23 protein-coding genes are annotated in these 22,898 nt (G+C 68.9%); 13 read left to right on the top strand and 10 right to left on the bottom strand.

Features of this window, described 5'->3' with window-relative positions:
* Positions 1-17: 17 nt before the first annotated feature.
* A complete protein-coding gene (locus ACSQ9A_RS09050; RefSeq protein ID WP_436290724.1) occupies positions 18-899 on the bottom strand; it encodes a LysR substrate-binding domain-containing protein in 882 nt (293 codons plus the stop codon).
* A gap of 116 nt (positions 900-1,015) precedes the next feature.
* On the opposite strand from ACSQ9A_RS09050, the gene ACSQ9A_RS09045 reads away from it, so the two are divergent.
* Positions 1,016-1,402, top strand: coding sequence for a cupin domain-containing protein (locus ACSQ9A_RS09045; protein ID WP_093102187.1), 387 nt, complete (start codon positions 1,016-1,018; stop codon positions 1,400-1,402).
* A 10-nt stretch (positions 1,403-1,412) separates the two neighbouring features.
* On the opposite strand, the gene ACSQ9A_RS09040 is transcribed toward ACSQ9A_RS09045, so the two are convergent.
* Entirely contained in the window at positions 1,413-1,922 is a 510-nt protein-coding gene (locus ACSQ9A_RS09040; RefSeq protein ID WP_436290827.1) for an OmpA family protein, read from the bottom strand.
* 108 nt (positions 1,923-2,030) lie between these two features.
* Here ACSQ9A_RS09040 and ACSQ9A_RS09035 point away from each other — a divergent pair, with 108 nt between their 5' ends.
* Together ACSQ9A_RS09035 and ACSQ9A_RS09030 are read left to right on the top strand one after the other, a co-directional pair.
* The gene (locus ACSQ9A_RS09035) at positions 2,031-2,705 is read left to right on the top strand and encodes a gamma-glutamylcyclotransferase (protein ID WP_170855461.1); all 675 of its coding nucleotides are present in this window, start codon (positions 2,031-2,033) and stop codon (positions 2,703-2,705) included.
* 2 nt (positions 2,706-2,707) lie between these two features.
* The gene (locus tag ACSQ9A_RS09030) at positions 2,708-3,247 is read left to right on the top strand and encodes a superoxide dismutase family protein (protein WP_436303416.1); all 540 of its coding nucleotides are present in this window, start codon (positions 2,708-2,710) and stop codon (positions 3,245-3,247) included.
* Here ACSQ9A_RS09030 and ACSQ9A_RS09025 read toward each other — a convergent pair.
* On the bottom strand, positions 3,234-3,797 hold the full coding sequence (locus tag ACSQ9A_RS09025) for a nucleotidyltransferase family protein (protein WP_436303414.1): 564 nt from the start codon (positions 3,795-3,797) through the stop codon (positions 3,234-3,236). The genes ACSQ9A_RS09030 and ACSQ9A_RS09025 overlap by 14 nt on opposite strands.
* Before the next feature lie 40 nt (positions 3,798-3,837).
* Here ACSQ9A_RS09025 and pdxH point away from each other — a divergent pair, with 40 nt between their 5' ends.
* Positions 3,838-4,485: a pyridoxamine 5'-phosphate oxidase gene (gene pdxH / locus ACSQ9A_RS09020; RefSeq protein ID WP_436303413.1), complete on the top strand. Its 648-nt coding sequence runs from the start codon at positions 3,838-3,840 to the stop codon at positions 4,483-4,485.
* Positions 4,486-4,497: 12 nt separating this feature from the next.
* On the opposite strand, the gene ACSQ9A_RS09015 is transcribed toward pdxH, so the two are convergent.
* The 4 genes from ACSQ9A_RS09015 to msrA form a co-directional block, all read right to left on the bottom strand.
* Positions 4,498-5,445, bottom strand: a complete 948-nt coding sequence (locus ACSQ9A_RS09015; RefSeq protein WP_436303412.1) for an AEC family transporter — start codon at positions 5,443-5,445, stop codon at positions 4,498-4,500.
* Between the two features lie 22 nt (positions 5,446-5,467).
* Complete coding sequence (locus ACSQ9A_RS09010; RefSeq protein WP_436303411.1) at positions 5,468-7,570, bottom strand: TonB-dependent receptor; 2,103 nt, start codon at positions 7,568-7,570, stop codon at positions 5,468-5,470.
* A gap of 81 nt (positions 7,571-7,651) precedes the next feature.
* Positions 7,652-8,029, bottom strand: coding sequence for a hypothetical protein (locus ACSQ9A_RS09005; protein WP_436303410.1), 378 nt, complete (start codon positions 8,027-8,029; stop codon positions 7,652-7,654).
* Positions 8,030-8,043: 14 nt separating this feature from the next.
* Complete coding sequence (gene msrA, locus ACSQ9A_RS09000; protein WP_093102176.1) at positions 8,044-8,598, bottom strand: peptide-methionine (S)-S-oxide reductase MsrA; 555 nt, start codon at positions 8,596-8,598, stop codon at positions 8,044-8,046.
* A 100-nt stretch (positions 8,599-8,698) separates the two neighbouring features.
* Between msrA and ACSQ9A_RS08995 the strand changes: the two genes are divergently transcribed.
* The 6 genes from ACSQ9A_RS08995 to ACSQ9A_RS08970 are packed head-to-tail and all read left to right on the top strand — an operon-like array spanning position 8,699 to position 16,382.
* Positions 8,699-9,379, top strand: a complete 681-nt coding sequence (locus ACSQ9A_RS08995) for a TetR/AcrR family transcriptional regulator (protein ID WP_436303409.1) — start codon at positions 8,699-8,701, stop codon at positions 9,377-9,379.
* A complete protein-coding gene (locus ACSQ9A_RS08990; RefSeq protein ID WP_436303407.1) occupies positions 9,376-10,536 on the top strand; it encodes an efflux RND transporter periplasmic adaptor subunit in 1,161 nt (386 codons plus the stop codon). Before ACSQ9A_RS08995 ends, ACSQ9A_RS08990 begins: the two co-directional genes overlap by 4 nt.
* Before the next feature lie 12 nt (positions 10,537-10,548).
* Positions 10,549-13,779, top strand: a complete 3,231-nt coding sequence (locus ACSQ9A_RS08985) for an efflux RND transporter permease subunit (protein ID WP_436303406.1) — start codon at positions 10,549-10,551, stop codon at positions 13,777-13,779.
* 29 nt (positions 13,780-13,808) lie between these two features.
* The gene (locus tag ACSQ9A_RS08980) at positions 13,809-14,492 is read left to right on the top strand and encodes a protein-L-isoaspartate O-methyltransferase family protein (protein ID WP_436303404.1); all 684 of its coding nucleotides are present in this window, start codon (positions 13,809-13,811) and stop codon (positions 14,490-14,492) included.
* Positions 14,493-14,503: 11 nt separating this feature from the next.
* On the top strand, positions 14,504-14,842 hold the full coding sequence (locus ACSQ9A_RS08975) for a rhodanese-like domain-containing protein (RefSeq protein WP_436303402.1): 339 nt from the start codon (positions 14,504-14,506) through the stop codon (positions 14,840-14,842).
* 22 nt (positions 14,843-14,864) lie between these two features.
* Positions 14,865-16,382: a TolC family outer membrane protein gene (locus tag ACSQ9A_RS08970; protein WP_436303401.1), complete on the top strand. Its 1,518-nt coding sequence runs from the start codon at positions 14,865-14,867 to the stop codon at positions 16,380-16,382.
* Positions 16,383-16,388: 6 nt separating this feature from the next.
* Here the strand turns inward: ACSQ9A_RS08970 and ACSQ9A_RS08965 are convergent, their stop codons facing one another.
* Positions 16,389-17,744 (bottom strand): 3-deoxy-D-manno-octulosonic acid transferase, encoded by a 1,356-nt coding sequence (locus ACSQ9A_RS08965; RefSeq protein WP_436303400.1) that lies wholly within the window; start codon positions 17,742-17,744, stop codon positions 16,389-16,391.
* An 11-nt stretch (positions 17,745-17,755) separates the two neighbouring features.
* Positions 17,756-19,138: a phosphomannomutase/phosphoglucomutase gene (locus tag ACSQ9A_RS08960; protein WP_436303399.1), complete on the bottom strand. Its 1,383-nt coding sequence runs from the start codon at positions 19,136-19,138 to the stop codon at positions 17,756-17,758.
* Positions 19,139-19,247: 109 nt separating this feature from the next.
* On the opposite strand from ACSQ9A_RS08960, the gene ACSQ9A_RS08955 reads away from it, so the two are divergent.
* From ACSQ9A_RS08955 to ACSQ9A_RS08945, 3 genes are read left to right on the top strand one after another with little or no spacing between them, the layout of a single operon-like run.
* Positions 19,248-20,783, top strand: coding sequence for a DNA-3-methyladenine glycosylase 2 family protein (locus ACSQ9A_RS08955; RefSeq protein WP_436303398.1), 1,536 nt, complete (start codon positions 19,248-19,250; stop codon positions 20,781-20,783).
* Positions 20,780-21,277, top strand: coding sequence for a methylated-DNA--[protein]-cysteine S-methyltransferase (locus ACSQ9A_RS08950; RefSeq protein WP_436303397.1), 498 nt, complete (start codon positions 20,780-20,782; stop codon positions 21,275-21,277). Before ACSQ9A_RS08955 ends, ACSQ9A_RS08950 begins: the two co-directional genes overlap by 4 nt.
* Positions 21,274-22,230 (top strand): DMT family transporter, encoded by a 957-nt coding sequence (locus tag ACSQ9A_RS08945; RefSeq protein WP_436303396.1) that lies wholly within the window; start codon positions 21,274-21,276, stop codon positions 22,228-22,230. The genes ACSQ9A_RS08950 and ACSQ9A_RS08945 overlap by 4 nt, the downstream gene beginning before the upstream one ends.
* Here ACSQ9A_RS08945 and ACSQ9A_RS08940 read toward each other — a convergent pair.
* Positions 22,227-22,877, bottom strand: a complete 651-nt coding sequence (locus tag ACSQ9A_RS08940) for a DUF1345 domain-containing protein (protein WP_093102159.1) — start codon at positions 22,875-22,877, stop codon at positions 22,227-22,229. The two genes, ACSQ9A_RS08945 and ACSQ9A_RS08940, sit on opposite strands and share 4 nt — an antisense overlap.
* Positions 22,878-22,898: the final 21 nt, after the last annotated feature.

Here is a 22,898-nt window from a genome sequence, read left to right as displayed (position 1 = left end):
ACCAAGCCCGCAAGACCCTAGGGTGCCGTCAAGGCATCGAGCACGACCCGCACCCGCGGCGGCAACAGGCGCTGGGAAGGGTACACGGCGCTGATCGGCATGGCCGGCGGCCGCAGCGAAGGCAGGATCTCGACCAGGCGCCCATCGCCGAGCTCGTCTTCGACCATGTAGTCGGGCAGTTGCGCCAGGCCCTGGCCGAGCATCGCGGCCTGCACCATGGCTTCGCCGTCATTCAGGCGCAGCTGGCTCTGCGGATGCAGGGTGACGGCGTGGCCGCGCTGGAGGAACTGCCAGGGGCGGTCGCGACCGCTCGTCGGCATGCGGAAGACGATCGCGCGATGCTGTGCCAGCGCCCGCAGCGAGGCCGGATGGCCATGCTGCGCCAGGTAGGCAGGGCTGGCCACCAGCAGCAAGGTCTGGCTCGCAAAGCGGCGTGCCACCAGCGACGATTCCTGCAGTGCGCCGACCCGGATGGCGAGGTCGATGCCGTCCTTGACCAGATCGACGTAGCCGTCCTGCAAGCGCACGTCCATTTCAAGTCGCGGGTGCTGTTGCTGGAGCCGCGCGAGCAGCGGCAGGATCACGCGCCGGCCGAAGACGATCGGCATGTCGATGCGCAGCAGGCCCGTGGCCGTGGCCCGCGTGCCGGCAGCGTCGGCATGCAGGTCCTCGATCTCGGCGAGGACGCGCTGGCAGCGGTGGTACAGGCGCTCGCCGTCCGGCGTCAGGGTGACCTGCCGCGTGGTCCGATGGAACAGCTTGACGCCAAGCGAATCCTCCAGCCTCAGCACCGCCTTGGCCAGCGTGGAAGGCGCGGTGCCCGCTTCGCGCGCGGCGGCGGCGAAGCTGCCGTGCTTGACGGTCTCGGTGAAGGCGAGGAACTGCTGCAGGCCTTGCATGGCGCCCCCGATTGAGGAACGAATGTCCTCAATGTTAGGTCATTGCGCTGTCTTCACTCGCGCTTCTGGGTCCAGGACACTGCCTTCACCTTCACTCGATTGCACGGAGCCGCCTCATGACCGCCATTGCCCGCAACGTTATCTCCCACGCCACGCTGCCCCTGGCAGAGCTGCCCGGAATCACCCACCGCACCCTGGCGGGCCACGAGCATGGATTGACCCAGTTGTCGATCTGGAAGCAGACGCTGGCACCCGGCGCTTCCACGCCGCCGCACAGCCATGACACCGAGGAAGTCGTGTTGTGCCACGCGGGCCGCGGCGAGGTCCACCTCGACGGACAGGTGCACCGCTTCGGCCCCGCGAGCAGCGTGCTGCTGCCGCGCGACGTGCCGCATCAGATCTTCAATGTGGGCGACGAGCCGATGGAGATCACCGGCGTGTTTCCGGCTGCCCCGGTCGGGGTGTTCGACCTCGAAGCGAAGCCGATGCAGCTGCCGTGGTGAGCGCAGCGCGCTAGTCGACCAGCCGGACCTCGACGCGGCGCGCCTCGGCGTCGTTCCCCGAACCGGTGGTCACGGCGGGCTTCTTCAGTTCGATCTTGTCGGCCGGCACGCCCAGCCCGGTCAGCACGTTGCGCACCATCTCGGCACGCCTCTGCGCGAGCTGTTCGTTGAGGCCCCCATCGCCGGTGGTGTCATGGAAGCCCGAGACCACTGCCTTGCGCCCACCTTCCACGCCTTTGATCACCGTGGCCAGGGCCCCTGCCGCGCCGGGAGCCAGATCGGCGCTGCCGGTGGCGAAATAGAAGTTCACGACCCCGCCCTGCACTCGGATGCTCGCGCCGTCGGGGATCACGACTGCCACGGTTTCGGTCAGGATCTCCACCATGGACGCCGCGGGCTTCGCGCCCGCCTTGTGGCTCTGCGTGTAGAGCACGATCCCGATCACGAAGAAGATCACCAGTGCGATCAGCCCGAGCAGAAAGGCCAGAATGAAGTTCTGTTGGCTGTCGTCGTCGGCTATGCCTGCCATGGGTCGATCTCCGTAGGAAAGCGGTCGGTAAATAATGGTGCGGTGAACCATGACCGTGAAATTGTAGGTGGCGACCCCGGCCCGCCCGGTTTGGACCCCATGCTCAAACCGCTGCGCGACCCGAAGCCCATGCTCGACCGCGTGATCGCCGAATGGGGCGGCCACCAGGATCTCTGGGTGTTCGGCTACGGCTCGCTGATCTGGCGCCCCGAGTTCGGCTTCATCGAGCGGCACCCCGCGCGGGTGCACGGCTGGCATCGGGCGCTGAAGATGTGGAGCCGCATCAATCGCGGCACGGTCGAGAATCCGGGCCTGGTGTTCGGCCTGCTCTCGGGCGGCAGCTGCCGCGGCATGGTGTTCCGCGTGGCCGCGGCCGACGGGCTCGAAACCCTGGGCCGGCTCTGGCTGCGCGAGATGCCGACCGGCGTCTACGACCCCCGATGGCTCGATTGCGAGACCCCGCACGGATCGGTGCGCGCCCTGGCCTTCACCTTGTCGCGGCGCAGTCCCAACTTCACCGGCAACCTGGACGACGAGCGCTACCGCCACATCTTCGCCAGCGCGGTCGGCCGCTATGGCAGTTCGCTCGACTATGCGCATCAGACCCTGCTCGAACTGCAGCGCCATGCGATCCACGATGCAGCGCTGGCGCGCCTGATCAGGTTGGCCGAGGCCAAGCTGTCGGCGCAAGCCGATTGCGGCGAAGCGCCCGCTCCGGTATACCCTGCGGCCTCTTCTCTCGATTCTTCTTCCCGTTCTTCATCCAAGGAGTAGCCATGTCCTCTCGTCTGATCGTCCCCGCCCTTGCCGTCGTTGCGGCCAGCCTGCTTGCCGGCTGCGGCACCATGATGGGGTCCAAGGCGAGCGCCAGCGCCGCGCTGGCGCCGACCGCGGCGATCACGCCGAATCCGACCACGGGCAACGTGAGCTTCACGGCGCTCGACCATGGCGTGCGCGTGGCCGGCGAAGTGCGCGGCTTCGTGCCGGGCACGGAACATGGCTTCCACATCCACGAGAAGGGCGACTGCGGCGACAACGGCAATGCCTCGGGCGGCCACTTCAATCCGGCCGGCGGCACGCACGGCAAGTTCGGCGCGCCCGGCAGCCATGCGGGCGAGCTGCCGAGTCTGGTGGCCGATGCGAGCGGCGTGGCGCGCTTCAGTGTCGACCTGCATTCCATCTCGCTCACCGACGGCGCGGCCAACAACGTGGTCGGCCGGGCGCTGATCGTTCACCGCGATCGCGACGACTTCACCTCGCAGCCGGCCGGCAACTCCGGCCCGCGCATCGCCTGCGCGCTGATCACGAGGCGCTGAGCCGCGCCGCCAGCAGCGCCTCGGCGCGCGCGAGTTCGGCGGGCGTGTCGATGTCGGTCAGGATGCCGATGTCGTCCACTTCGATCTCCGCCACCGCATGGGCCTCCCGCAGCGCGCGCAGCACCGGCGCCGCGCCCAGATTGCCTGACAGCGCAGCGAGCTGCGGCCCGCAGACCGCGGCAAAGCCGACCGGATGGCCGCGCTCGCCGCGATGCCGCGGCTGAGCCGCCTGCACGGCGCCGGCCAGCGCCCGCGCCACCGCCTGCAGGGTTGAAGGCTGCACCAGCGGCAGGTCGCCAGGCAGGATCAGCCAGCCCGCGGCATCGGCCGTAGCCCGCACCGCAGCCGCGATCGAGTCGCCCATGCCGGGATGGCCCGCGTCCTCCAGATGCCATGGCAGGCCGCTGGCGTGCACGGCGGCGAGCGTGTGCTCGAGCACCGTCTTGCCCGCGAGCGGCGCCTCAAGCTTGGCGCCGTTGCCGCCGGCGGCGCGAAAGCGCTCACCGCGGCCCGAGGCGAGCACGATGACGGTGGGCGGTCGAGGATTCATGCGCCCAGTATCCCCTCTTCGCATGCGCAACAATGCGGCCATGAATTCCCCCAAAGAAGCGCTGGCCGCGCTGCGCAAGAGCTACGAGCGCGCCGAACTCGACGAAGCCCGCAGTGCGCAGGATCCCCTGCTCCAGTTCGAGCGCTGGCTCGCCGAGGCGATCGATGCGCAGCTGCCCGAGCCCAACGCGATGACGCTAGCCACCGTCGGCGGCGACCTGCGGCCATCGACGCGCATCGTGCTGATCAAGGGCTACGACGCGCGCGGCATCGTCTGGTACACCAACTACAAGAGCCGCAAGGGCCAGGAGCTCGCCAGCAATCCCTGGGCCGCGCTGCAGTTCCACTGGGTCGAGCTCGAGCGCGTGGTGCGCATCGAGGGCCGGGTCGAGAAGGTCGATGCGGCAGAGAGCGATGCCTACTTCGCGAGCCGCCCGCTCGACTCGCGCATCGGCGCCTGGGCCAGCCCGCAGAGCGAGGTGATCAGCGGCCGCGAGGTGCTGGTGAAGAACGCCGCCATCGAGGCCGCCCGGCACCTGCTCTCGCCGCCACGGCCGCCGCACTGGGGCGGCTACCGCCTGGTGCCCGACCGCTGGGAGTTCTGGCAAGGCCGCAAGAGCCGGCTGCACGATCGGCTGCGCTACCGGCGCGAGGACGGCGCGTGGGTGCGCGAGCGGCTGGCGCCCTGAGCCGATCCTCGCTCAGAGCCTGCCAGCCAACTGCATCACGATCGAAAGCGTGACGAGCGCCAGCGCGGTCGACACTGCCATGCTGGCGGTCACGAGATCTTCGGCCGTCTTGTAGCGCTGCGAAAACAGAAACACGTTGGCGCCGATCGGCAGCGCCGCGGCCACCACCATCACCTGCAGCGGCAGCCCGCGCAGGCCCAGCAGCCAGCCGAGCCCCGCCACCAGCAGCGGGTGCGCCACGTTCTTGACCAGCGCCTGCACCAGCGCGCCGCGCCAGTGGGTGCCGATGGGCGTGAACGCGAGCGTGATGCCGACCATGACCAGCGCGATCGGTCCGAAGGCCTGCCCGAGCAGCGCGATCGGCTTGTCGATCACTTCGGGCATCACCCAACCGGTCTGCGCGAACAGCAGGCCCGCGATGATCGGCAGCGGCACCGGATGGACGATCGCGTTGTAGAACGCGCGGCCCAGTGTGTGCAGGATCGGCTGGCGCAGCGTGCCGCTCAGACTGGCGTTCTCGTGGGCCACCGCAAGTTCGAGCACCAGCGTCGCGCTGGTCAGCAGCACCAGCGAATGCAGCGAGATCAGCGTCAGCAGCACAACCATGCCCTCGGGGCCGTAGGCCAGGCCGATCAGCGCGATGCCGATCATCACGGTGTTGCTGAAGGTGTTGGCAAGCGCGAGCACGGCCGCCGTGCGGTTGAAGCCGCGCCACAGCAAGGTGGCTGCGAAGATCAGGCCGGCCGCGAGAAAGTAGGCCGCGACAGGCTTGAGGCTCAGCTGCTCCAGGTGCACCGTGCTCATGGCACGGAACAGGAGCGCCGGCACGAGCAGCAGGAAGATCAGGTTCGACAGGTCCCGCACCGCGCCGCCGCCGACCCAGCCCCGCCGCCCTGCCACGAAGCCCGCAGCGATGAGCAGGACGACGGGCAGCAGCGACGAGAGGACCGATGAATTCATCGGCGGCGAGCATACAGGGGCGCTAGAACGTCGCGCGCAGGCCCACCTTCAAGGTCCGCCCCGGCAAGGGCGCATCCGGGAAGGCGGTCGTGGTCAGGATCGAGGTCGCGCTGTAGGCCAGCTTGTTCGTCAGGTTGTCGATGCGCGCATACCAGGTGAGGTTGGCGCGCTGCACCTTCATGCGGTAGGTGAGCGCCGCATTCCACAGCGTGAAGGCATCGGTCTCGCGGGCGCCGATGCTCGGCACCCTTCGCTGGGCAGCGTAGTGGTCGAAGCCCAGGCGCGCCGTCCATGGCCCGTTGCCGTAGGCCAGCGTGGTACCCACGCGCGCCGGCGAGATGCGCGGCAGCGGCTCGCCGGTATCGGTGTTCTTCGCGCGCACCAGGTCGGCACGCCATTCGAGGTCCAGCGTGGAGCCGTCGGCCGCGCGCGAGAAGCCGTCGGTGCCCAGGAGCCGCAGGTTGCCGTTGGCCTCGATGCCGGTGAAGCGGGCGCGCACGCCGCGATAGACGAACTCGTCCACCACGTCGGGGAACAGCAGGCCTTCGTCGGTTTCCACCGGGCCCGGGTTGATCTCGCCGTCCTCGCCGCGCACGTTGCCCGAGGCCGCGAGCCCGATGTAGTTGCGGAAGCGCGTGACGTAGGCATTCACGCGCGCGCTGTTGGCGCCGGACTTCCATTGGGCGCCGAGGTCGAAGCCGACCGACTTTTCCTTCTGCAGGTTCGGATCGCCGACCTCCCAGGCCGCGGTCGCGACGTGCGGGCCGTTGGCGAAGAGTTCGTAGTCCTTGGGCGCGCGCTCGGTGTAGGCGAGGTTCGAGGTCAGCTGCCATTGGGGCGCCAGGTTGACCAGCGCACCGAAGGCCGCGCTGTGCGGATTGAAGCTGCGCTCGCCGACGGCGAAGCGCGTGACCGACGGATCTTCCGGATAGCCGAAGGAACGCACCTTCACCTGCTCGGTGCGCGCGCCGAAGCTCAGGCGGCCCCACGACGTACCGAGCTCTTCGTGCAGGAACAAGGCGCGCGAGCGCGTGCGGCTGTGCGGCGCGAAGGCCTCGTCGCCGACGGCCGAGAAGTCGTTGCTTTCGTTGGTGAAGCCGATCAAGCCCTCCACGCCGCCGATCTTCTGATGGCGCGCCTCAATGCGCAGATCGTTGCTCTTGTTGGCAAACACCGTGCCGGTCTCCGAGCCCTCGAACTCGGTGTGGCGATAGTCGGTGCGGCTCAGCTTGCCGTGGATGCTGGTGAAGAAGCCGCCCGGCCGCCATTCGCCTTCGAGCGCATAGCGGTCGGATTTCATCTTGATGGTGACGTCGTCCTCCGCCACCGTGCCGTAGTCGCTGCGGTAGGTGCTGGCCGAAGCGCCGATCCAGCCCTGGTCGAAGAACAGGCTGCCGCCGATCGCGCCGCCGTGCGCCTGGTTGGCCGAGTTGCAGATCTTGCGCGCCAGGCCGGGCCGGCGCGGGTTCTCGCAGCCGAGTTTGATCGGCACCGAGGTATCGTCCGCGTCGCGGTTGAAGGCATCCACGTGCAGCGCATAGCGGTTGTTGCCGCCCTCCAGCACCACGCCGCCGCTCTTCTCGCGGTTGCCGGTCGCGTAGCCGAGGTCGGCGCGGCCGCCGAAACCGTCGATCGGCTCGCTCGGAATGCGGTTGTCGATCACGTTGACCACGCCGCCGACCGCGCTGCCGCCGTACTGCAGCGCCGAGGGCCCGCGCAGCACCTCGATGCGTTCGGTGACGAGGGCATCGACCGGCACCGCGTGGTCGTAGCTCAGCGAGGAGGCGTCCGGTGCCGCGCCGCCGTTCTGCAGGATGCGGATGCGGTCCCCGTCCTGGCCGCGGATCGAAGGCCGGCTCGCGTTGGGCCCGAAGTAGCTGCTGCTGACGCCCGGCAGGCCGTTGAGGGTCTCGCCGAGCGTGGATTGGGAACGCAAGAGCAGCCTGTCGCCGGAGAGGGTGGTGGTCGGTGCGATCAGGTCGGTGGCGCCCAACGGGTTGCCGGTGACGGTGACCTCGGGCAGCGAAGGCGCGGGCGCGCTCGCGTCGGCTTGCGCCCAGGCAGCGCAGGACAAAAGGGAAAGAACGGCAACGCCGATGGCGTTGTGCCGGAAATGGGATGACATGTTGGAACACTCGTTGAATCGATGAAAGACCGGCCGCAGCCCGCGAAAAGGCGGGTGCAGCTGTCGGTCGGCAAGGCGGATTCAGCGAGCGGAAGGCGGGCCGCGCGCGTCGAACAGCGCGACCCATCGGGCGATTGCTTCGCCCTGGAGATAGGCAAAGGTGGCCGCCGGCAGCATGACCGGCAGCAGGAGGGCCGGCACGCAGAGCGCGGCCGGGCCGTGGGACAACTGGTCATAGAGCCGGCAATCGGCATCGCTGTGCTCGCCGAAGAGCGCGACCAGGCCATGGGACCCATGGTCCGCCTCTCCCGCATGGGCGGACGCAGCCGCATGCGCATGCGCCGCAAGCGGGCTGTGGATCGTGCGGTGCACGAGCCCGAGCGTCGTCGCAAACCACAAGGCGAGCGCCAACACGCACAGCATGGCGCGGGCTCGGAGCGGGTGGCGTGCGAGGCGCATGAAAGAAGAAAGGCTCAGGCCTTCTTGAGCCGCGCCGCGAAGGTCTTCTGGAACTTCTCGACCTTGGGCCCGACCACGAAGGCGCAATAGCCCTGGTTCGGGTTGTTCAGGAAGTAGTCCTGGTGGTAGGCCTCGGCGGTCGAGTAGTTGGCCAGCGGCTTCACCTCGGTCACGATCGGCGAGCGGTAGGTCTTGCTGGCCTCGATCTCGCGGATCACCTCTTCGGCGACCTGCTTCTGCGCGTCGTTGGCGTAATAGATGCCGCTGCGGTACTGGGTCCCCGCGTCGTTGCCCTGCCGGTTGAGGGTCGTGGGATCGTGCACGACGAAGAAGATCTCCAGGATCTCACGCAGCGTGATCTGCTGCGGATCGAATTCCACCCGGACCACCTCGACATGGCCGGTGCGGCCGGTACAAACCTGTTCGTAGCTCGGATTGATCGTCTCGCCGTTGCTGTAGCCCGATTCGACATCCACCACGCCCTGCACGCGGTCGAAAACCGCCTCGGTGCACCAGAAGCAGCCGCCGCCCAGCGCGATGATCTCGGTTTGCGGTGATGGCGTGGACATGAAAACTCCAGGGTGGAAATTGGCGAACCTTGCATTGTCGCGGCTTGACGGGTCCAGGCACGCTCACTACATTACTAACCCGTGAGTCATTAATAAATCCATGCCCGCTCCCCGTTTCCTCAGCGACAAATTCTGCAGCACAGCGCGCGCCAAGCGCGAGCGCCGCAAGGAGGCGCGTCCCGGGGAACTGCTCGAGGCCGCACTGGACCTGTTCGTCGACAAGGGCTTCGCGGCCACCCGTGCCGAAGAGGTGGCGGCGCGCGCCGGCGTGTCCAAGGGCACCCTGTTCCTTTATTTTCCGAGCAAGGAAGAACTGTTCAAGGCGGTGGTGGTCGAGAACCTGTCCGGCCGCTTCACCGAGTGGAACAAGGAGTTCGAGGAGTTCGAGGGCAGCACCTCCGACATGCTGCGCTATTGCATGCGCATCTGGTGGGAGCGCGTGGGCTCGACCAAGGCCTCGGGCCTCACCAAGCTGATGCTGAGCGAGGGCCGCAATTTCCCGGAGCTGGCCGAGTTCTACCGCGAAGAGGTGGTGCGGCCCGGGCACACGCTGATGCGGCGCATCGTGCAGCGCGGCATCGACAGCGGGGAGTTCGCGCCGGTCGACGTCGGCCACGCGATCTACGCCATCATCGCGCCGATGCTCTTCCTGATGCTGTGGAAGCACTCGGCCGTCATCTGCGTCGACGCCGATTCGGATCTCGATCCCGAGAAGTACCTTGCGACCCAGGCCGAGACCGTGCTCCACGGGCTCAGCATGCCGCCGAAGGCGGGCGTATGAAGCGGTCGCTCGTCATCAAATGGGCGGTCGCGGCAGTGGTCGTCGCGCTGCTGGCCGGCGGCGTGCTGCGCGCCATCGAGGCGCGCCGCGCGCAGCAAGCCGCGGTCGCCGCCGCCGCGAAGCCGGCCGAAACGGTGGTGCAGCTCTCGCCGTCCGACGTGGTGCGCGCCACGCGGCGCGAACTCGCGCAGACGCTGGCGGTCTCGGGCACGCTCAAGGCGGTCGATTCGGCGCTGGTCAAGGCCCGCGTGGCCGGCGAGCTGATCGGCCTCACGCTGCGCGAGGGCGATGCGGTCACGGCCGGCCAGGTGGTCGCGCGCATCGACCCGGTCGAGTACCAGTCGCGCGTGCGCCAGGCTCAGGAGCAGGCGGACTCGGCCCGCGCGCAGGCCGAGGTGGCGCAACGCACTTACGACAACAACAAGGCGCTGGTCGACCAGGGCTTCATCTCCCGCACCGCGCTCGACACCTCGCAGTCGAATCTCAACGCCGCGCTCTCGACCCACCGCGCCGCGCTCGCCGCGGTGGAGATGGCGCACAAGTCGCTCGCCGACACCGTGCTCAAGAGCCCGCTCACCGGTCAGGTCGCACAGCGGCTGGCGCAGCCGGGCGAGCGCGTCGCTGTCGATGCGCGCGTGATCGAGGTGGTCGACCTGAGCCGCATCGAGGTCGAGGCCACGCTCGCAGCAGCCGACTCGGTCGCGGTGCGCGTGGGCCAGCGCGCGACGCTGCAGATCGAAGGCAGCAGCGCTGTAGACCCGGCGAGCACCAACCGCAAGGTGGGCGCCAGCGTGGTGCGCGTCAACCCGAGCGCACAGGCCGGCAGCCGCAGCGTGCTGGTCTACCTGCGGCTGGACCGCAGCGCCGGCTTCCGCCAGGGCCTGTTCGCGCAGGGCAGCATCGACGTGGGCCGCGTCGACGCGCTCGCCCTGCCCTTGTCCGCGGTGCGCATCGACAAGCCGGCGCCTTACGTGCAGATGGTGATCGAAGGACGCATCGCCCACCGCGCGGTCCAGACCGGCCAGCGCGGCCAGGTCGACGGCCAGACGCTGGTCGCGGTGCGCGGCGTCGAGGATGGCGCGGTGGTGGTGGCGGGCAGCGTCGGCTCGCTGCGCGAAGGCACGGCAGTGCGCCTCTCGCCGGTCGCCGCGCACTGAGCGCGCAATACCATGTGGTTCACGCGCGTCAGCCTGAAGAACCCGGTCTTCGCGACCATGCTGATGCTCGCGCTGGTGGTGCTCGGCATCTTCTCCTACCAGCGGCTGCAGGTCGACCAGTTCCCGAACATCGACTTCCCGGTGGTGGTGGTGATCACCGAGTACCCGGGCGCCTCGCCCGAGATCGTCGAGAGCGAGGTGACCAAGAAGGTCGAGGAAGGCGTCAACTCGATCGCCGGCATCAACGCCCTCACCTCGCGCAGCTACGAGGGCCAGTCGGTCGTCATCATCGAATTCCAGCTCTACGTCGACGGCCGCAAGGCGGCCGACGACGTGCGCGAAAAGGTCGCAGCGGTGCGGCCCCTGTTCCGCGACGAGGTGAAAGATCCGCGCGTGCTGCGCTTCGACCCGGCCTCGCGGCCCGTGTGGTCGGTGGCCGTGCTGCCCGATGGGCAGGAAGACAAACAACCGAGCGCGGTCGAGTTGACCAACTGGGCCGATCAGGTGCTGAAGAAGCGGCTGGAGAACGTGCGCGGCGTCGGCTCGGTGACGCTGGTGGGCGGCACCAAGCGCGAGATCAACATCTATCTCAATCCGCAGGCGATGGAAGCCTTCGGCGTCAGTGCGTCGCAGGTGGTCGAGGCGGTGCGCAACGAGAACCAGGCGCTGCCGGTGGGCGCCGTGCGCTCGCTCGAGCAGGAACGCGTGGTGCAGGTCGATGCGCGCATGGAGCGGCCGGAGGACTTCGGCAAGATCATCCTGATGCGCAGGGGCGGCGCGCCGATCCGCATCGACCAGGTGGCGACCGTGCGCGATGGCGCGCAGGAACTCGAGAGCCTCGCGCTCTACAACGGCCAGCGCACGCTGCTCCTGTCGGTGCAGAAGGCGCAGGACGAGAACACCATCGCGGTAGTCGACGGGCTCACGAAGGCCATCGCCGACATCCGGCCGCAGTTGCCGCCCGGCGTCAAGCTCGAACCCATCGCCGACGCTGCGCGGCCGATCCGCGTCGCGGTCAACAACGTGCGGGAGACACTGATCGAAGGCGCGCTGCTCACCGTGCTGATCGTGTTCCTGTTCCTGAATTCGTGGCGCTCGACCGTGATCACCGGGCTCACGCTGCCGATCGCGCTGATCGGCACCTTCTGGTTCATGGCCATGTTCGGCTTCACCATCAACATGGTGACGCTGATGGCGCTGTCGCTGTGCGTAGGCTTGCTGATCGACGACGCGATCGTGGTGCGCGAGAACATCGTGCGCCACGTGCAGATGGGCAAGGCGCCTTACAGCGCGGCGCTCGACGGCACGCAGGAGATCGGGCTCGCGGTGCTGGCGACCACGCTCTCGATCGTCGCGGTGTTCCTGCCGATCGGCTTCATGGAAGGCATCATCGGCAAGTTCTTCCACGAGTTCGGCATCACCATCGTGGCGGCAGTGCTGATCTCGATGTTCGTGAGCTTCACGCTGGATCCGATGCTCTCGAGCATCTGGCACGACCCTGCAATCGATACGCACGGCAAGCGCGGCCCGCCCGTGACCTTCTACGACAAGACCATCGGCCGCGTCACCGGCTGGTTCGACCGCGCGACCGACCGGCTCGCTGAAGCCTACCAGGCCATCCTGCGCTGGTCCCTCGTGCACAAGCTCGCCACGCTGGCCGCGGCGCTCGGCATCTTCGCCGCCAGCGTGGTGATGGTGCCGCTGCTGGGCACCGAGTTCGTGCCCAAGGCCGACTTCTCGGAAACCGCGATCAACTTCTACACGCCGGTCGGCTCCTCGCTCGAAGTGACCGAGGCCAAGGCCCGCCAGGTCGAGGGCATCCTGCGCGAAATGCCCGAGGTGCGCTACACGCTCAGCACCATCAACACCGGCGACGCGCAGGGCAAGATCTACGCAAGCATCTACGTGCGCCTGGTCGAGCGCAAGCTGCGCGAGCGCAGCGTCGACCAGATGTCGGGCGTGCTGCGCGAGAAGCTGCGCGCGATCCCGGGCATCACGGTCACGCACGTGGGCTTGCGCGACTCGGTGGGCGGCAACAAGGTCATCGAGTTCTCGCTGCAGGGCCCCGACCTGCAGGAGCTCGAACGGCTCACGCAGCGCGTGATGGAGGCGATCCGCCCGATTCCCGGGCTGGTCGATCTCGATTCGAGCCAGAAGCCCAACAAGCCGACCGTGAGCGTGGTGATGCGCCGCGATGCCGCCTCCGACCTCGGCCTCGGCGTGGCGCCGGTCGCGAACGCGCTGCGCACGCTGGTGGCCGGCACCACGGTGGGCAACTGGCGCGCGCCCGACGACCAGACCTACGACGTCAACGTGCGGTTGGCGCCCGAGGTGCGCAACTCGCCGGCCGACCTGGCGCGCCTGCCCTTCGTCAGCACCGCCATGGGCGCCAATGCCGACGGCTCCAGCCGCATCGTTCGCCTGCAGCAGGTGGCCGATGTGCGCGAAGCCACCGGGCCAAACCAGATCAACCGCCGCGCACTGGCGCGCGAGGTCAGCATCAATGCCAACGTGGCCAACCGCTCGGCCGGCGAAGTGTCGGCCGACATCCGCACGGCGCTGGCCGGCATCGCCTTCCCGCCGGGCTACGGCTGGCAGTTCAGCGGCTCGACCAAGAACATGCAGGAGTCCTTCGGCTATGCGGTGTCGGCGCTGGCGCTGGCGATCATCTTCATCTACATGATCCTGGCCAGCCAGTTCAAGAGCTTCCTGCAGCCGCTGGCGCTGATGACGGCGCTGCCGCTCACGCTGATCGGCGTGGTGCTGGCCTTGCTGATGTTCCGATCCACGCTCTCGATGTTCTCGATCATCGGCATCGTGATGCTGATGGGCCTGGTGACCAAGAACGCCATCCTGCTGGTCGATTTCGCGATCCGTTCGCGCGAGAGCGGCGTCGCGCCCGACGGCACGCCGGTGCCGGGCCTGCCGCGCGCCGAGGCCCTGCTGCTCGCGGCGCGCGTGCGGCTGCGCCCGATCCTGATGACCACGCTGGCGATGATCTTCGGCATGGTGCCGCTGGCCTTCGCGATCAGCGAAGGCTCGGAGCAGCGCGCGCCCATGGGCCAGGCCGTGATCGGCGGCGTGATCACCTCCTCGCTGCTGACGCTGGTGGTGGTGCCGGTGGTCTATTGCTACATGGACGACCTGGCGAACTGGGCCCGGCGCCGCTGGCACCGCCAGCAAGCGGTCACGCGCACGGCCGACACTGTGGAGCCGCCGCCTAAAATTGAAGGTTTGTCCTGATTGACCCGACCCGCACGAGGAAAAAGCACATGAACCCCATTCCCACCCTGGAGCGCTTGCGCTTCAACATGATCGAGCAGCAGATCCGTCCCTGGGACGTGCTCGATCTCGAAATCCTGGACCTGCTGGCCCACATCCGGCGCGAGGACTACGTGCCCAAGGCCCATCGCGGCCTGGCCTTCTTCGACATGGATATCCCGCTGGAGGGCGCCAAGACGAAGGAGCCCGGCCAGTGCATGCTCTCGCCCAAAGTCGAGGCGCGGATGCTGCAAGACCTGCATGTGCAGAAGCACGAATCCGTGCTCGAGATCGGCTCCGGCTCCGGCTTCATGGCCGCGCTGCTGGCGCACCGCGCGGCGCAAGTACTGACGCTCGAGATCGATCCTGGCCTGGCGGCCGTCGCCACCGAGAACCTGCGCCGCAACGGCGTGAACAACGTGGAAGTGCGCAACGCCGACGGCGCCGTGCCGCTGCCCAGCGGACCGACTTTCGACGTGATCGTGCTCAGCGGCTCGGTCGCGCGCCTGCCGCAGAGCCTGATGGGCTCGCTCAAGATGGGCGGCCGGCTGGCGGCGATCGTGGGCGACGAACCGATGATGCGCGCCCACTTCGTCACGCGCGTCGGCGAAGGCAAGTGGGACATCGTGCAGCCGTGGGACACGGTGGCGCCGCGCCTCTTGAACTTCCCTGCGCCTTCGCGCTTCAACTTCTGAGCGGAGCTCTCATGATCGACCAGGTCCGCCCGCCCGAACTCGCCGACTGGTTCGGCCGCGACGCGAGTGCGCAGCCGGTGCTGCTGGACGTGCGCGAGCCGTGGGAAGTGCAAACCGCGAGCGTGGTGCCGCAGGGCTTCACGCTGGTGGCGATCCCGATGAACGAGATTCCGGCCCGCATCTCGGAGCTCGACCCGGCGCAGCGCATCGCCTGCCTCTGCCACCACGGCGCGCGCAGCCAGCGCGTGGCCGCCTTCCTGATCCAGAACGGCTTTGCCGAGGTGGCGAACGTCGCCGGCGGCATCGATGCCTGGTCGACGCAGCACGACCCCTCTGTGCCGCGCTACTGATTTCTTTTCCCAAGGACGCTCAATGCCCGTGCTCCGGCTTCTTCCCCTCTCGGTGGCGCTCGCCGCCGCGTTCGCACTGCCGGCCCACGGCCAGAGCCTGATCGATCTCTACGAATCGGCGCGCAGCTACGACGCGACCTACCAGGCCGCGCGTTCGCAGTACGACGCCAGCCTGGCGCGCGCGGCCCAGGCCAAGGCCGGCATCCTGCCGGCGGTCGGGCTGTCGGCCGGTGCCTCGCACACCGAGCTCGACGTCGACACGCCCGTCGGCAACACCTCGCGCGGCTTCAACACGCAGAACGTCGGCGTCAACGCCACCCAGCCCCTCTACCGGCCCGCGAACTGGGCCACCTACGAACAGGGCAAGCGCCAGGTCGACATCGCGCAGGCGGTGCTGACCATCGCCGACCAGGACCTGGTGGTGCGCGTGAGCCAGGCCTACTTCGACGTGCTCTCGGCCCAGGACAGCCTGGCGCTGGTGCGGGCGCAGAAGATCGCGGTGGCCGAGCAGCTGGCATCGGCCAAGCGCAATTTCGAGGTCGGCACCTCGACCATCACCGACACGCGCGAAGCCCAGGCGCGCTACGACCTCGTGATCTCGCAGGAGATCGCGGCCGAGAACGACCTCCAGGTCAAGAAGATCGCGCTCGACCAGCTGGTCGGCCGCCCCGGCAGCGTGCCGGTTCCGCTGGCCGCGCCGGTGGTGCTGCCCGAGGTGATGCCGGCCGATATCAACGCCTGGGTCGCGCAGGCCGAGGACGTGCATCCCTCGATCCGGCAGGCGCGGCTCGGCCTTGACGTGGCCACGCTCGAAGTCCGGAAGGCCGAAGCCGGCCACAAGCCCACCCTTGACGCGAACCTGGGCTACAACGTCACCAACAACCCGCAGGGCACCAGCACCACCATGGGCCGCTCGCGCATCAATGCGGCGACCGTGGGCGTGGTGTTCAACCTGCCCTTGTTCGCGGGCTATGCGACCGAGAACCGCGTCAAGGAAACGCTGGCGCTCGAAGAGCAGTCGCGCTCGGTGCTCGAATCGACGCGCCGCAGCGTGACGCAAGCCACGCGCGCGGCCTACCTCGGACTGGTCTCGGGGGCCGGGCAGGTGAAGGCACTCGAAGCCGCCGAGGCCTCCAGCCAGGTCGCGCTCGATGCCAACCGGCTCGGCTACCAGGTGGGCGTGCGCATCAACATCGACGTGCTCAATTCGCAGAGCCAGCTGTTCCAGACCAAGCGCGACCTCGCGGTGTCGCGCTACAACGTGCTGCTGGGCAATCTCAAGCTGCGGCAGGCCAACGGCACGCTGACGGCCGACGACCTGCGCGCGATCAACAGCACCTTGGCCACCGACGGCCGCCCTGCCGTGGACAGCACCGCCACGCCGGCACAGCCGCCGGCCTCGCAGCAGGCCCCGGCGCCCGGCCGGCCCGCCACGCCGATCCCGGTCGTGCCGCCGGTGCCGGTGCCGCCTTTCAGCCCGCCGCCGCCGGTCATGCCTTCGCCGCCACCGCCGCCGGTGATCCTGCCGCCGACGCGCTAGAGCGTCCTACTCGAGACTGGGCTCGGCCCGCTCTTCGGTCTCGGCCGTCGCCGCCTCCGCAACCGCCAGCACCGCCGCCGCCGTGCGCTGCGCCGCGCCGCGGTTCGAGTTGGCGAAAGCCAGGGCGGCCTCGGCCATCGCTTCGCGCCGCTCAGGCTTCTCGACCAGCTTGAGCGCCGCCGTGACCGCCTGCTCCATGTTGTCCACGCGCTGCGAGGCGCCGGCCGCGAGCGAGAGTTCGGCCGCCTCGGCGAAGTTGAAGGTCGACGGCCCCATGATCACCGGGCAGCCGCAGGCCGCGGCCTCGATCAGGTTCTGGCCGCCCAGCGGTTCGAAGCTGCCGCCCAGCAGCGCCGCGTCGGCCAGGCCGTAGTAGAGCGCCATCTCGCCGAGCGAATCGCCGAGCCAGATCTCGCATTCGGCCGGCGCGCCGGCCGCGCTGCGCCGCGCCACCGCGAAGCCATGGGATTCGACCAGCGCCGCGACGTCGTCGAAACGCTGGGGATGACGCGGCACTATCATCCATTGCACCTCGTGCACCCGCTTGGCAATCGACTGCACCGCGTCCTGCGCCGGCGGCACGGGCGCCAGTGCGCCGAAGCGCTTGAGCACTTCGAGCAGCTGCACCTCCTCACCGTCGCGCGAGCTCGCAAACACCACCACCGGCCGCGGCAGCTGCTCGCGCAAGCGGGTCGCCGCCGCGAGCTGGCGCGCATCGGGCGTGGCGTCGAACTTGAGGTTGCCGAACACGCCCGCCACCTTGGCGCCGAGCGAAACCAGCCGGTGCGAATCGGCCTCGGTCTGCGCCCACACGGCGGCCAATGCCGAATAGGCGGGCCGCGCGAGCCAGCCCAGGCGCTCGGCCGAGGCCAGCGAGTTCTCGTTCAGCCGCGCGTTGGCCAGCACCAGCGGAATGCCGCGTTCAGCGCAGGCCGCCGACATCTCGGGCCAGACCTCGGTTTCCATCAGCACGCCGATGCGCGGCTGGAAGCGATCGAGAAAGCGCGCCACCGGCTCGGGCGCATCCCAGGGCTGCCAGACCTGCAGATCGCCGTCTTCCAGCAGCTTGGCGCCCTCTTCGCGCCCGGTGGCCGTGCCGTTGGTCAGCAGGATGGGGATGCCCGGGTACTGCCGCCGCAGCTCGGCGATCAGGATGCCGGCGGCGCGCGCCTCGCCGAGCGAGACCGCATGGATCCAGCACCAGCCGGTGCCGCTCGCAGCTTCGTCATAGTGGCCGAAGCGTTCTTCTACCGCATGCGCGTAGCCGGGCTCGGCCACGGCCCGGCGCCGCAGCTTGCGCCGCACCAGGGGTTCGGCCAGAGAAGTGAAGACGCCGTAGAGGCGCAGCAGCAACGAACGCACGCTTCGAAAATTCAGTGCGCGGCTTCCGCGAGGGTGGCGTCGGGCTTCGCGCTCTTCAGGAGCGCGAGCATCTCCTTCTGGATGCGGTCCAGCGCCGCCTGCGTCTGCCCTTCGAAGCGCAACACCAGCACCGGTGTGGTGTTGGAGGCGCGGATGAGCCCGAAGCCATCGGGCCAGTCGACGCGCACGCCGTCGATGGTCGAGACCTTGGCCGGGGCATCGAACTTCGCGGTCTTCACGAGCTGATCGACCACCGCGTGCGGTTCGCCTTCGGCGCACTTCACGTTGAGCTCGGGCGTCGAGAAGCTGGTCGGCAGTGCGTTGAGCGTGTCGCTCGAATTCGGCGTCTTGCTCAGGATCTCGAGCAGGCGGCAGCCCGCATAGGTGCCGTCGTCGAAACCGAACCAGCGCTCCTTGAAGAAGATGTGGCCGCTCATCTCGCCGCCCAGCGGCGATGCGATCTCCTTCATCTTGGCCTTGATCAGCGAGTGGCCGGTCTTGTAGATCAGCGGCTTGCCGCCGGCGGCCTCGATCGCGGGGCCCAGGCGCTGCGAGCACTTGACGTCGTAGATGATGGTCGCGCCCGGCACGCGCGAGAGCACGTCCTGCGCGAACAGCATCATCTGGCGGTCGGGATAGATGTTCTGCCCGTCCTTGGTGACGATGCCGAGGCGGTCGCCGTCGCCGTCGAAGGCCAGGCCCAGTTCGGCATCGCCGGCTTGCAGCGCGGCGATCAGGTCCTTGAGGTTCTCGGGCTTGCTCGGGTCCGGGTGGTGATTGGGAAAGTCGCCGTCGACCTCGCTGAAGAGCTCGGTCACCTCGCAGCCGATGGCGCGCAGGATGGCCGGGGCCGACGCGCCGGCGATGCCGTTGCCCGAATCGACCACGATCTTGAGCGGACGCGCCAGCTTGATGTCGCCGACGATGCGCTGCGTGTAGGCCTCGGTCACGTCGACCTTGCGCACGCTGCCGCCCGGGGCGAGCTTGGCGCTGCCGGCTTCCATCACCTTGTACAGGCCCTGGATCTCGTCGCCGTAGATCGCACGGCCGGCCAGTACCATTTTGAAACCGTTGTAATCCTTTGGGTTGTGGCTTCCTGTGACCTGAATGCCGCTGTTGGCCAGCGTGTTGGCCGCGAAATAGAGCATCGGGGTCGTGACGGCCCCGACATCGATCACTTCGATGCCGGTGGCCACCAGACCACGGATCAGGGCCTCGACCAGTGCGGGGCCCGACAGGCGCCCGTCTCGCCCCACCGCCACCGATTTCTCGCCGGCCGCGCGCGCCGCGCTGCCGAAGGCCTTGCCGAGCGCCTCGGCGACCTCGGCGTCGAGCGTGGTCGGCACGACGCCGCGAATGTCATAGGCCTTGAAGATCGATGCGCTGAGCTGCATGGGCTTCCTTTGAAAGTTCACAAACTGAGGACCATTGTAGGCATGGCCCTCGTGAGCCAAATGTCCGGAAATGGCTACTTCTGCGCGCACGGACACCTATCATTCCCCCATGTCTCCCGCCATCGCACCCACCGCCGGACTCGAGAGCGACGCCTGCTACCTGGCCATGAAGGCCCACGATGCACGCTTCGACGGCTCCTTCTTCACCGGCGTGACCTCCACCGGCGTCTACTGCCGCCCGGTCTGCCGCGTGAAGCTGCCGCGGCGCGAGAACTGCCGTTTCTTCCGCCATGCGGCACAGGCCGAGGCCGCGGGCTTCCGGCCCTGCCTGCGCTGCCGGCCCGAACTCGCGCCGCGGGCCGCGAGCTGGTCGACCGAGGACGCATCGCGCATCCTTGCCTTGCAAGCCGCGCGCCTGATCGACGAACCCGATGCCTGGGACGAAGACGGCCCCGGCGCCGCCCGCATCGCCGCGCGGCTGGGCGTGAGCGACCGCCACCTGCGCCGCATCTTCGAGACCCAGTTCGGCGTGTCGCCGCTGCAGTACCTGCAGACGCGCCGCCTGCTGGCCGCCAAGCAGCTGATCGCCGACACGCGGCTGCCGATGACGCAGGTCGCACTGGCCAGCGGCTTCGCGAGCGTGCGCCGCTTCAACGCGGCCTTCGTGACACACTACGGCCTCAATCCGAGCGCGCTGCGGCGCGCCGGCCCTGCGGGCGACGGTCGCGAAGGCGAGGCCATCGACGTGCGGCTGGGCTTTCGACCGCCCTATGACGGTGCGGCGATGCTGGGCTTCTTCGCGCGCCGGGCCCTCGGCGGCGTCGAGTCGATCACCGATGCCGGCGGCACGCCGCAGCTGGCGCGCACGCTGCGCGTCGTGCAGGGCGAACACGTGCATGCGGGCTGGCTCCAGCTTCGCTTCGACGCGCAGCGCGAGCAGTTGCTGCTGCGCGTCGGCGATTCGCTGGCCGCGGTGCTGCCGATCGTGATCAGCCGCGTGCGCGCCATGCTCGACCTGGATGCCGAGCCGATGGCGATCAACAGTGCGCTGCATGCGAGCTTTCCGCATGGCGACGGGCTGCGCGTGCCGGGCACGGTCGACGGTTTCGAGCTCGCGGCGCGCGCCGTGCTCGGCCAGCAGATCACGGTGGCCGCGGCGCGCACCATGGGCACGCGACTGGTGCAGGCCTTCGGCGAAGCGATCGCGACGCCGATCGCCGGGCTGGACCGCCTGTTCCCCACGCCCGCGGCCATCGCCGGCGCGAGCGGCGATGCGCTGGGCCAGCTCGGCATCGTGCGGCAACGACAGGCCGCGTTGAGCGCGCTCGCCCGCGAGGTGCAAGCCGGCCGGCTGGCCTTGCATGCCGGCGCCGACGTGCCCGCCACGCTCGCCGCCCTGCAGGCCCTGCCCGGCATCGGCGACTGGACCGCGCAGTACATCGCGATGCGCGCGCTGCGCTGGCCCGATGCCTTCCCGGCCGGCGACGTCGCGCTGCAGAAGGCGCTCGGCGTCTCCTCTGCACGCGCCGCAACCGAAGCCTCGCAAGCCTGGCGCCCCTGGCGCAGCTACGCGGTGCTGCGCGCCTGGCACAGTCCTCTACCCGCTGCCGATGCCACGGCAGCACTTCCTTCCGATCAGCCATGAAATTCAAGAACACCACCATCTACAGCACCCACATCGAGAGCCCGCTCGGCGGCATCACGCTGGCCGCCACCGACGAAGGCATGGCCGGCGTCTGGTTCGACCGGCAACGCCACTGGCCTGACACGAGCGGCTGGCAGCCAGATGCGGAGCACCCGGTGCTGCGCGAGGCGGCCGCGCAGCTCGCCGACTACTTCGCCGGCAAGCGCCAGCACTTCGACCTGCCGCTCGACCTCTCGCACGGCACCGGCTTCCAGCAGGCGGTGTGGCAAGCCCTGCTCGCCATTCCGGCGGGCCGCACCATCAGCTACGGCGCCTTGAGCGCCGGCATCGGCAAGCCGGCCGCCGTGCGCGCGGTGGGCGCCGCCGTGGGCCGCAATCCGATCAGCGTGATCGTCCCTTGCCACCGCGTGCTGGGCACCAACGGCTCGCTGACCGGCTATGCGGGCGGGCTCGAACGCAAGAGCGCGCTGCTCGAACTGGAAGGTGCGCTGTGAGCGAAGGCGAGTGCACGACGGCCGCTGCTCCGCTGCCAACCGCCGCACGCCCGGCCAACCGCCGCTGGCTGGTCGATCTGGTGCTCTTGGGCATGCTCTGGGGCGCTTCCTTCCTGTTCATGCGTGTAGGCGCCGCCGAATTCGGCGCGCTGCCGACGGCCGCGGTGCGCGTCGCGATCGCGATGTTGTTTCTGCTGCCGCTCCTGTTCATGCGCGGCCAATGGTCCAGCTTCAGGCAATACTGGAAGCCCGCGCTGGGCATCGGCGTGCTCAACTCCGGCCTGCCCTTCGCCTTCTTCTGCTTCGCGCTGCTCACCATCAACAGCGGCCTGGCCGCGGTGATCAATGCGACGGTGCCCATGTTCGGCGCGCTGGTGGCCTGGCGCTTCTTCGGCGAACGGCCCGATCGCTCGCGCAGCATCGGCCTCGTGATCGGCTTCGCCGGCGTCGCGATGCTGGCCGGCCGCAGCGCGGGCCTGCAATCGGGGGCCGATGAGGCCGCCGCACGCTGGGCCATCGGCGCCTGCCTCGCGGCCTGCATCTGCTATGCCTTCGCGGCCAGCCTGACGCGCAAGCACCTGAGCGGCGTGCCGGCGCTTGCAACGGCAACCGGAAGCCAGATCGGCGCCACGCTGGCGCTCGCGCTGCCGGCCCTCTGGCTCTGGCCGGCGACGATGCCAAGCCTGCAGGCCTGGCTCGCGCTCATCGTGCTGGGCACCGCCTGCACCGGGCTGGCCTACATCCTGTTCTTCCGCCTGATCGAGACCGCCGGGCCGGCGCGCGCGCTGACCGTGACTTTCCTGGTGCCGGTGTTCGCGCTGTTCTACGGCGCCGTGTTCCTCGGCGAGGAGATCACGCAGTGGATGCTGATCTGCGCGGTGGTGATCGTCTGCGGCGTGGCCTTGTCGACCGGGCTGGTCAAGCTGGGACGCCGGCAGCGCGCCCCCGCCTAGATCACGCCGGCCACCACGTTGATCGACAGCGCCAGCACCAGCATGTTGAAGGCGAAGGACAGCACGCTGTGTACGAGCGTGATGCGCCGCATCTCGCGCGAGCTGACCTGCACGTCGGACACCTGCGAGCACATGCCGACCACGAAGGCGTAGTAGAGGAAGTCGAAGTAGTCGGGGTCCAGCTTGCCGGGGAAATCCAGCCCCGGGTGTTTGCGCCCGCGTTCCACCTGGTAGTAGCGGTGCGCGTAATGAAAGCCGTAGATCGTGTGGATCATGAGCCAGGATCCCGCCAGCGCGACCAGCCCGAGCGCGATATGGCCGGCGCGCTCCACGCCGCCCATCTGCTTGACCTGCTGCAGCAGCATCGCGATCGCCACCACGCTGGCGCCGACCACGCTCAACATGCTCGCCAGGATCAGCGCGCTGGGCTGGTCCAGCGACTGCGCGCGCAGCCGCGTGCTCTCGGCATCCGAGATTTCGGCCAGCCACCAGGCCGACAGCAGGTACAAGGCAGCGCCGAAGCACCAGCCCAGCAGGCCGCGCGCAATGCCGTCCAGCGGCCAGGGCAGCAGGGCCGCCGCCAGGCCGATGACCGCGCAGCACAGCAGGCGCTGCCAGCCGACCATCCGCGAAAAAAGGATGCGCATGCAGGCACTGTAGCGCCCTGC

The organism is Variovorax sp. LjRoot290 (assembly GCF_964253985.1).
In the GTDB taxonomy this organism is placed as follows: domain Bacteria; phylum Pseudomonadota; class Gammaproteobacteria; order Burkholderiales; family Burkholderiaceae_C; genus Variovorax.
Note: the sequence above shows the minus strand (reverse complement) of the source record. Positions and strands in the feature narration are given on the sequence as shown.

What these genes read in the sequence shown, in the direction of transcription:
- ACSQ9A_RS09050 (WP_436290724.1), bottom strand. Translation starts at nt 899, where the DNA reads ATGCAAGGCCTGCAGCAGTTCCTCGCCTTCACCGAGACCGTCAAGCAC.
- ACSQ9A_RS09045 (WP_093102187.1), top strand. Translation starts at nt 1,016, where the DNA reads ATGACCGCCATTGCCCGCAACGTTATCTCCCACGCCACGCTGCCCCTG.
- ACSQ9A_RS09035 (WP_170855461.1), top strand. Translation starts at nt 2,031, where the DNA reads ATGCTCAAACCGCTGCGCGACCCGAAGCCCATGCTCGACCGCGTGATC.
- ACSQ9A_RS09030 (WP_436303416.1), top strand. Translation starts at nt 2,708, where the DNA reads ATGTCCTCTCGTCTGATCGTCCCCGCCCTTGCCGTCGTTGCGGCCAGC.
- ACSQ9A_RS09025 (WP_436303414.1), bottom strand. Translation starts at nt 3,797, where the DNA reads ATGAATCCTCGACCGCCCACCGTCATCGTGCTCGCCTCGGGCCGCGGT.
- pdxH (WP_436303413.1), top strand. Translation starts at nt 3,838, where the DNA reads ATGAATTCCCCCAAAGAAGCGCTGGCCGCGCTGCGCAAGAGCTACGAG.
- ACSQ9A_RS09015 (WP_436303412.1), bottom strand. Translation starts at nt 5,445, where the DNA reads ATGAATTCATCGGTCCTCTCGTCGCTGCTGCCCGTCGTCCTGCTCATC.
- ACSQ9A_RS09010 (WP_436303411.1), bottom strand. Translation starts at nt 7,570, where the DNA reads ATGTCATCCCATTTCCGGCACAACGCCATCGGCGTTGCCGTTCTTTCC.
- ACSQ9A_RS09005 (WP_436303410.1), bottom strand. Translation starts at nt 8,029, where the DNA reads ATGCGCCTCGCACGCCACCCGCTCCGAGCCCGCGCCATGCTGTGCGTG.
- msrA (WP_093102176.1), bottom strand. Translation starts at nt 8,598, where the DNA reads ATGTCCACGCCATCACCGCAAACCGAGATCATCGCGCTGGGCGGCGGC.
- ACSQ9A_RS08995 (WP_436303409.1), top strand. Translation starts at nt 8,699, where the DNA reads ATGCCCGCTCCCCGTTTCCTCAGCGACAAATTCTGCAGCACAGCGCGC.
- ACSQ9A_RS08990 (WP_436303407.1), top strand. Translation starts at nt 9,376, where the DNA reads ATGAAGCGGTCGCTCGTCATCAAATGGGCGGTCGCGGCAGTGGTCGTC.
- ACSQ9A_RS08985 (WP_436303406.1), top strand. Translation starts at nt 10,549, where the DNA reads ATGTGGTTCACGCGCGTCAGCCTGAAGAACCCGGTCTTCGCGACCATG.
- ACSQ9A_RS08980 (WP_436303404.1), top strand. Translation starts at nt 13,809, where the DNA reads ATGAACCCCATTCCCACCCTGGAGCGCTTGCGCTTCAACATGATCGAG.
- ACSQ9A_RS08975 (WP_436303402.1), top strand. Translation starts at nt 14,504, where the DNA reads ATGATCGACCAGGTCCGCCCGCCCGAACTCGCCGACTGGTTCGGCCGC.
- ACSQ9A_RS08970 (WP_436303401.1), top strand. Translation starts at nt 14,865, where the DNA reads ATGCCCGTGCTCCGGCTTCTTCCCCTCTCGGTGGCGCTCGCCGCCGCG.
- ACSQ9A_RS08960 (WP_436303399.1), bottom strand. Translation starts at nt 19,138, where the DNA reads ATGCAGCTCAGCGCATCGATCTTCAAGGCCTATGACATTCGCGGCGTC.
- ACSQ9A_RS08955 (WP_436303398.1), top strand. Translation starts at nt 19,248, where the DNA reads ATGTCTCCCGCCATCGCACCCACCGCCGGACTCGAGAGCGACGCCTGC.
- ACSQ9A_RS08950 (WP_436303397.1), top strand. Translation starts at nt 20,780, where the DNA reads ATGAAATTCAAGAACACCACCATCTACAGCACCCACATCGAGAGCCCG.
- ACSQ9A_RS08940 (WP_093102159.1), bottom strand. Translation starts at nt 22,877, where the DNA reads ATGCGCATCCTTTTTTCGCGGATGGTCGGCTGGCAGCGCCTGCTGTGC.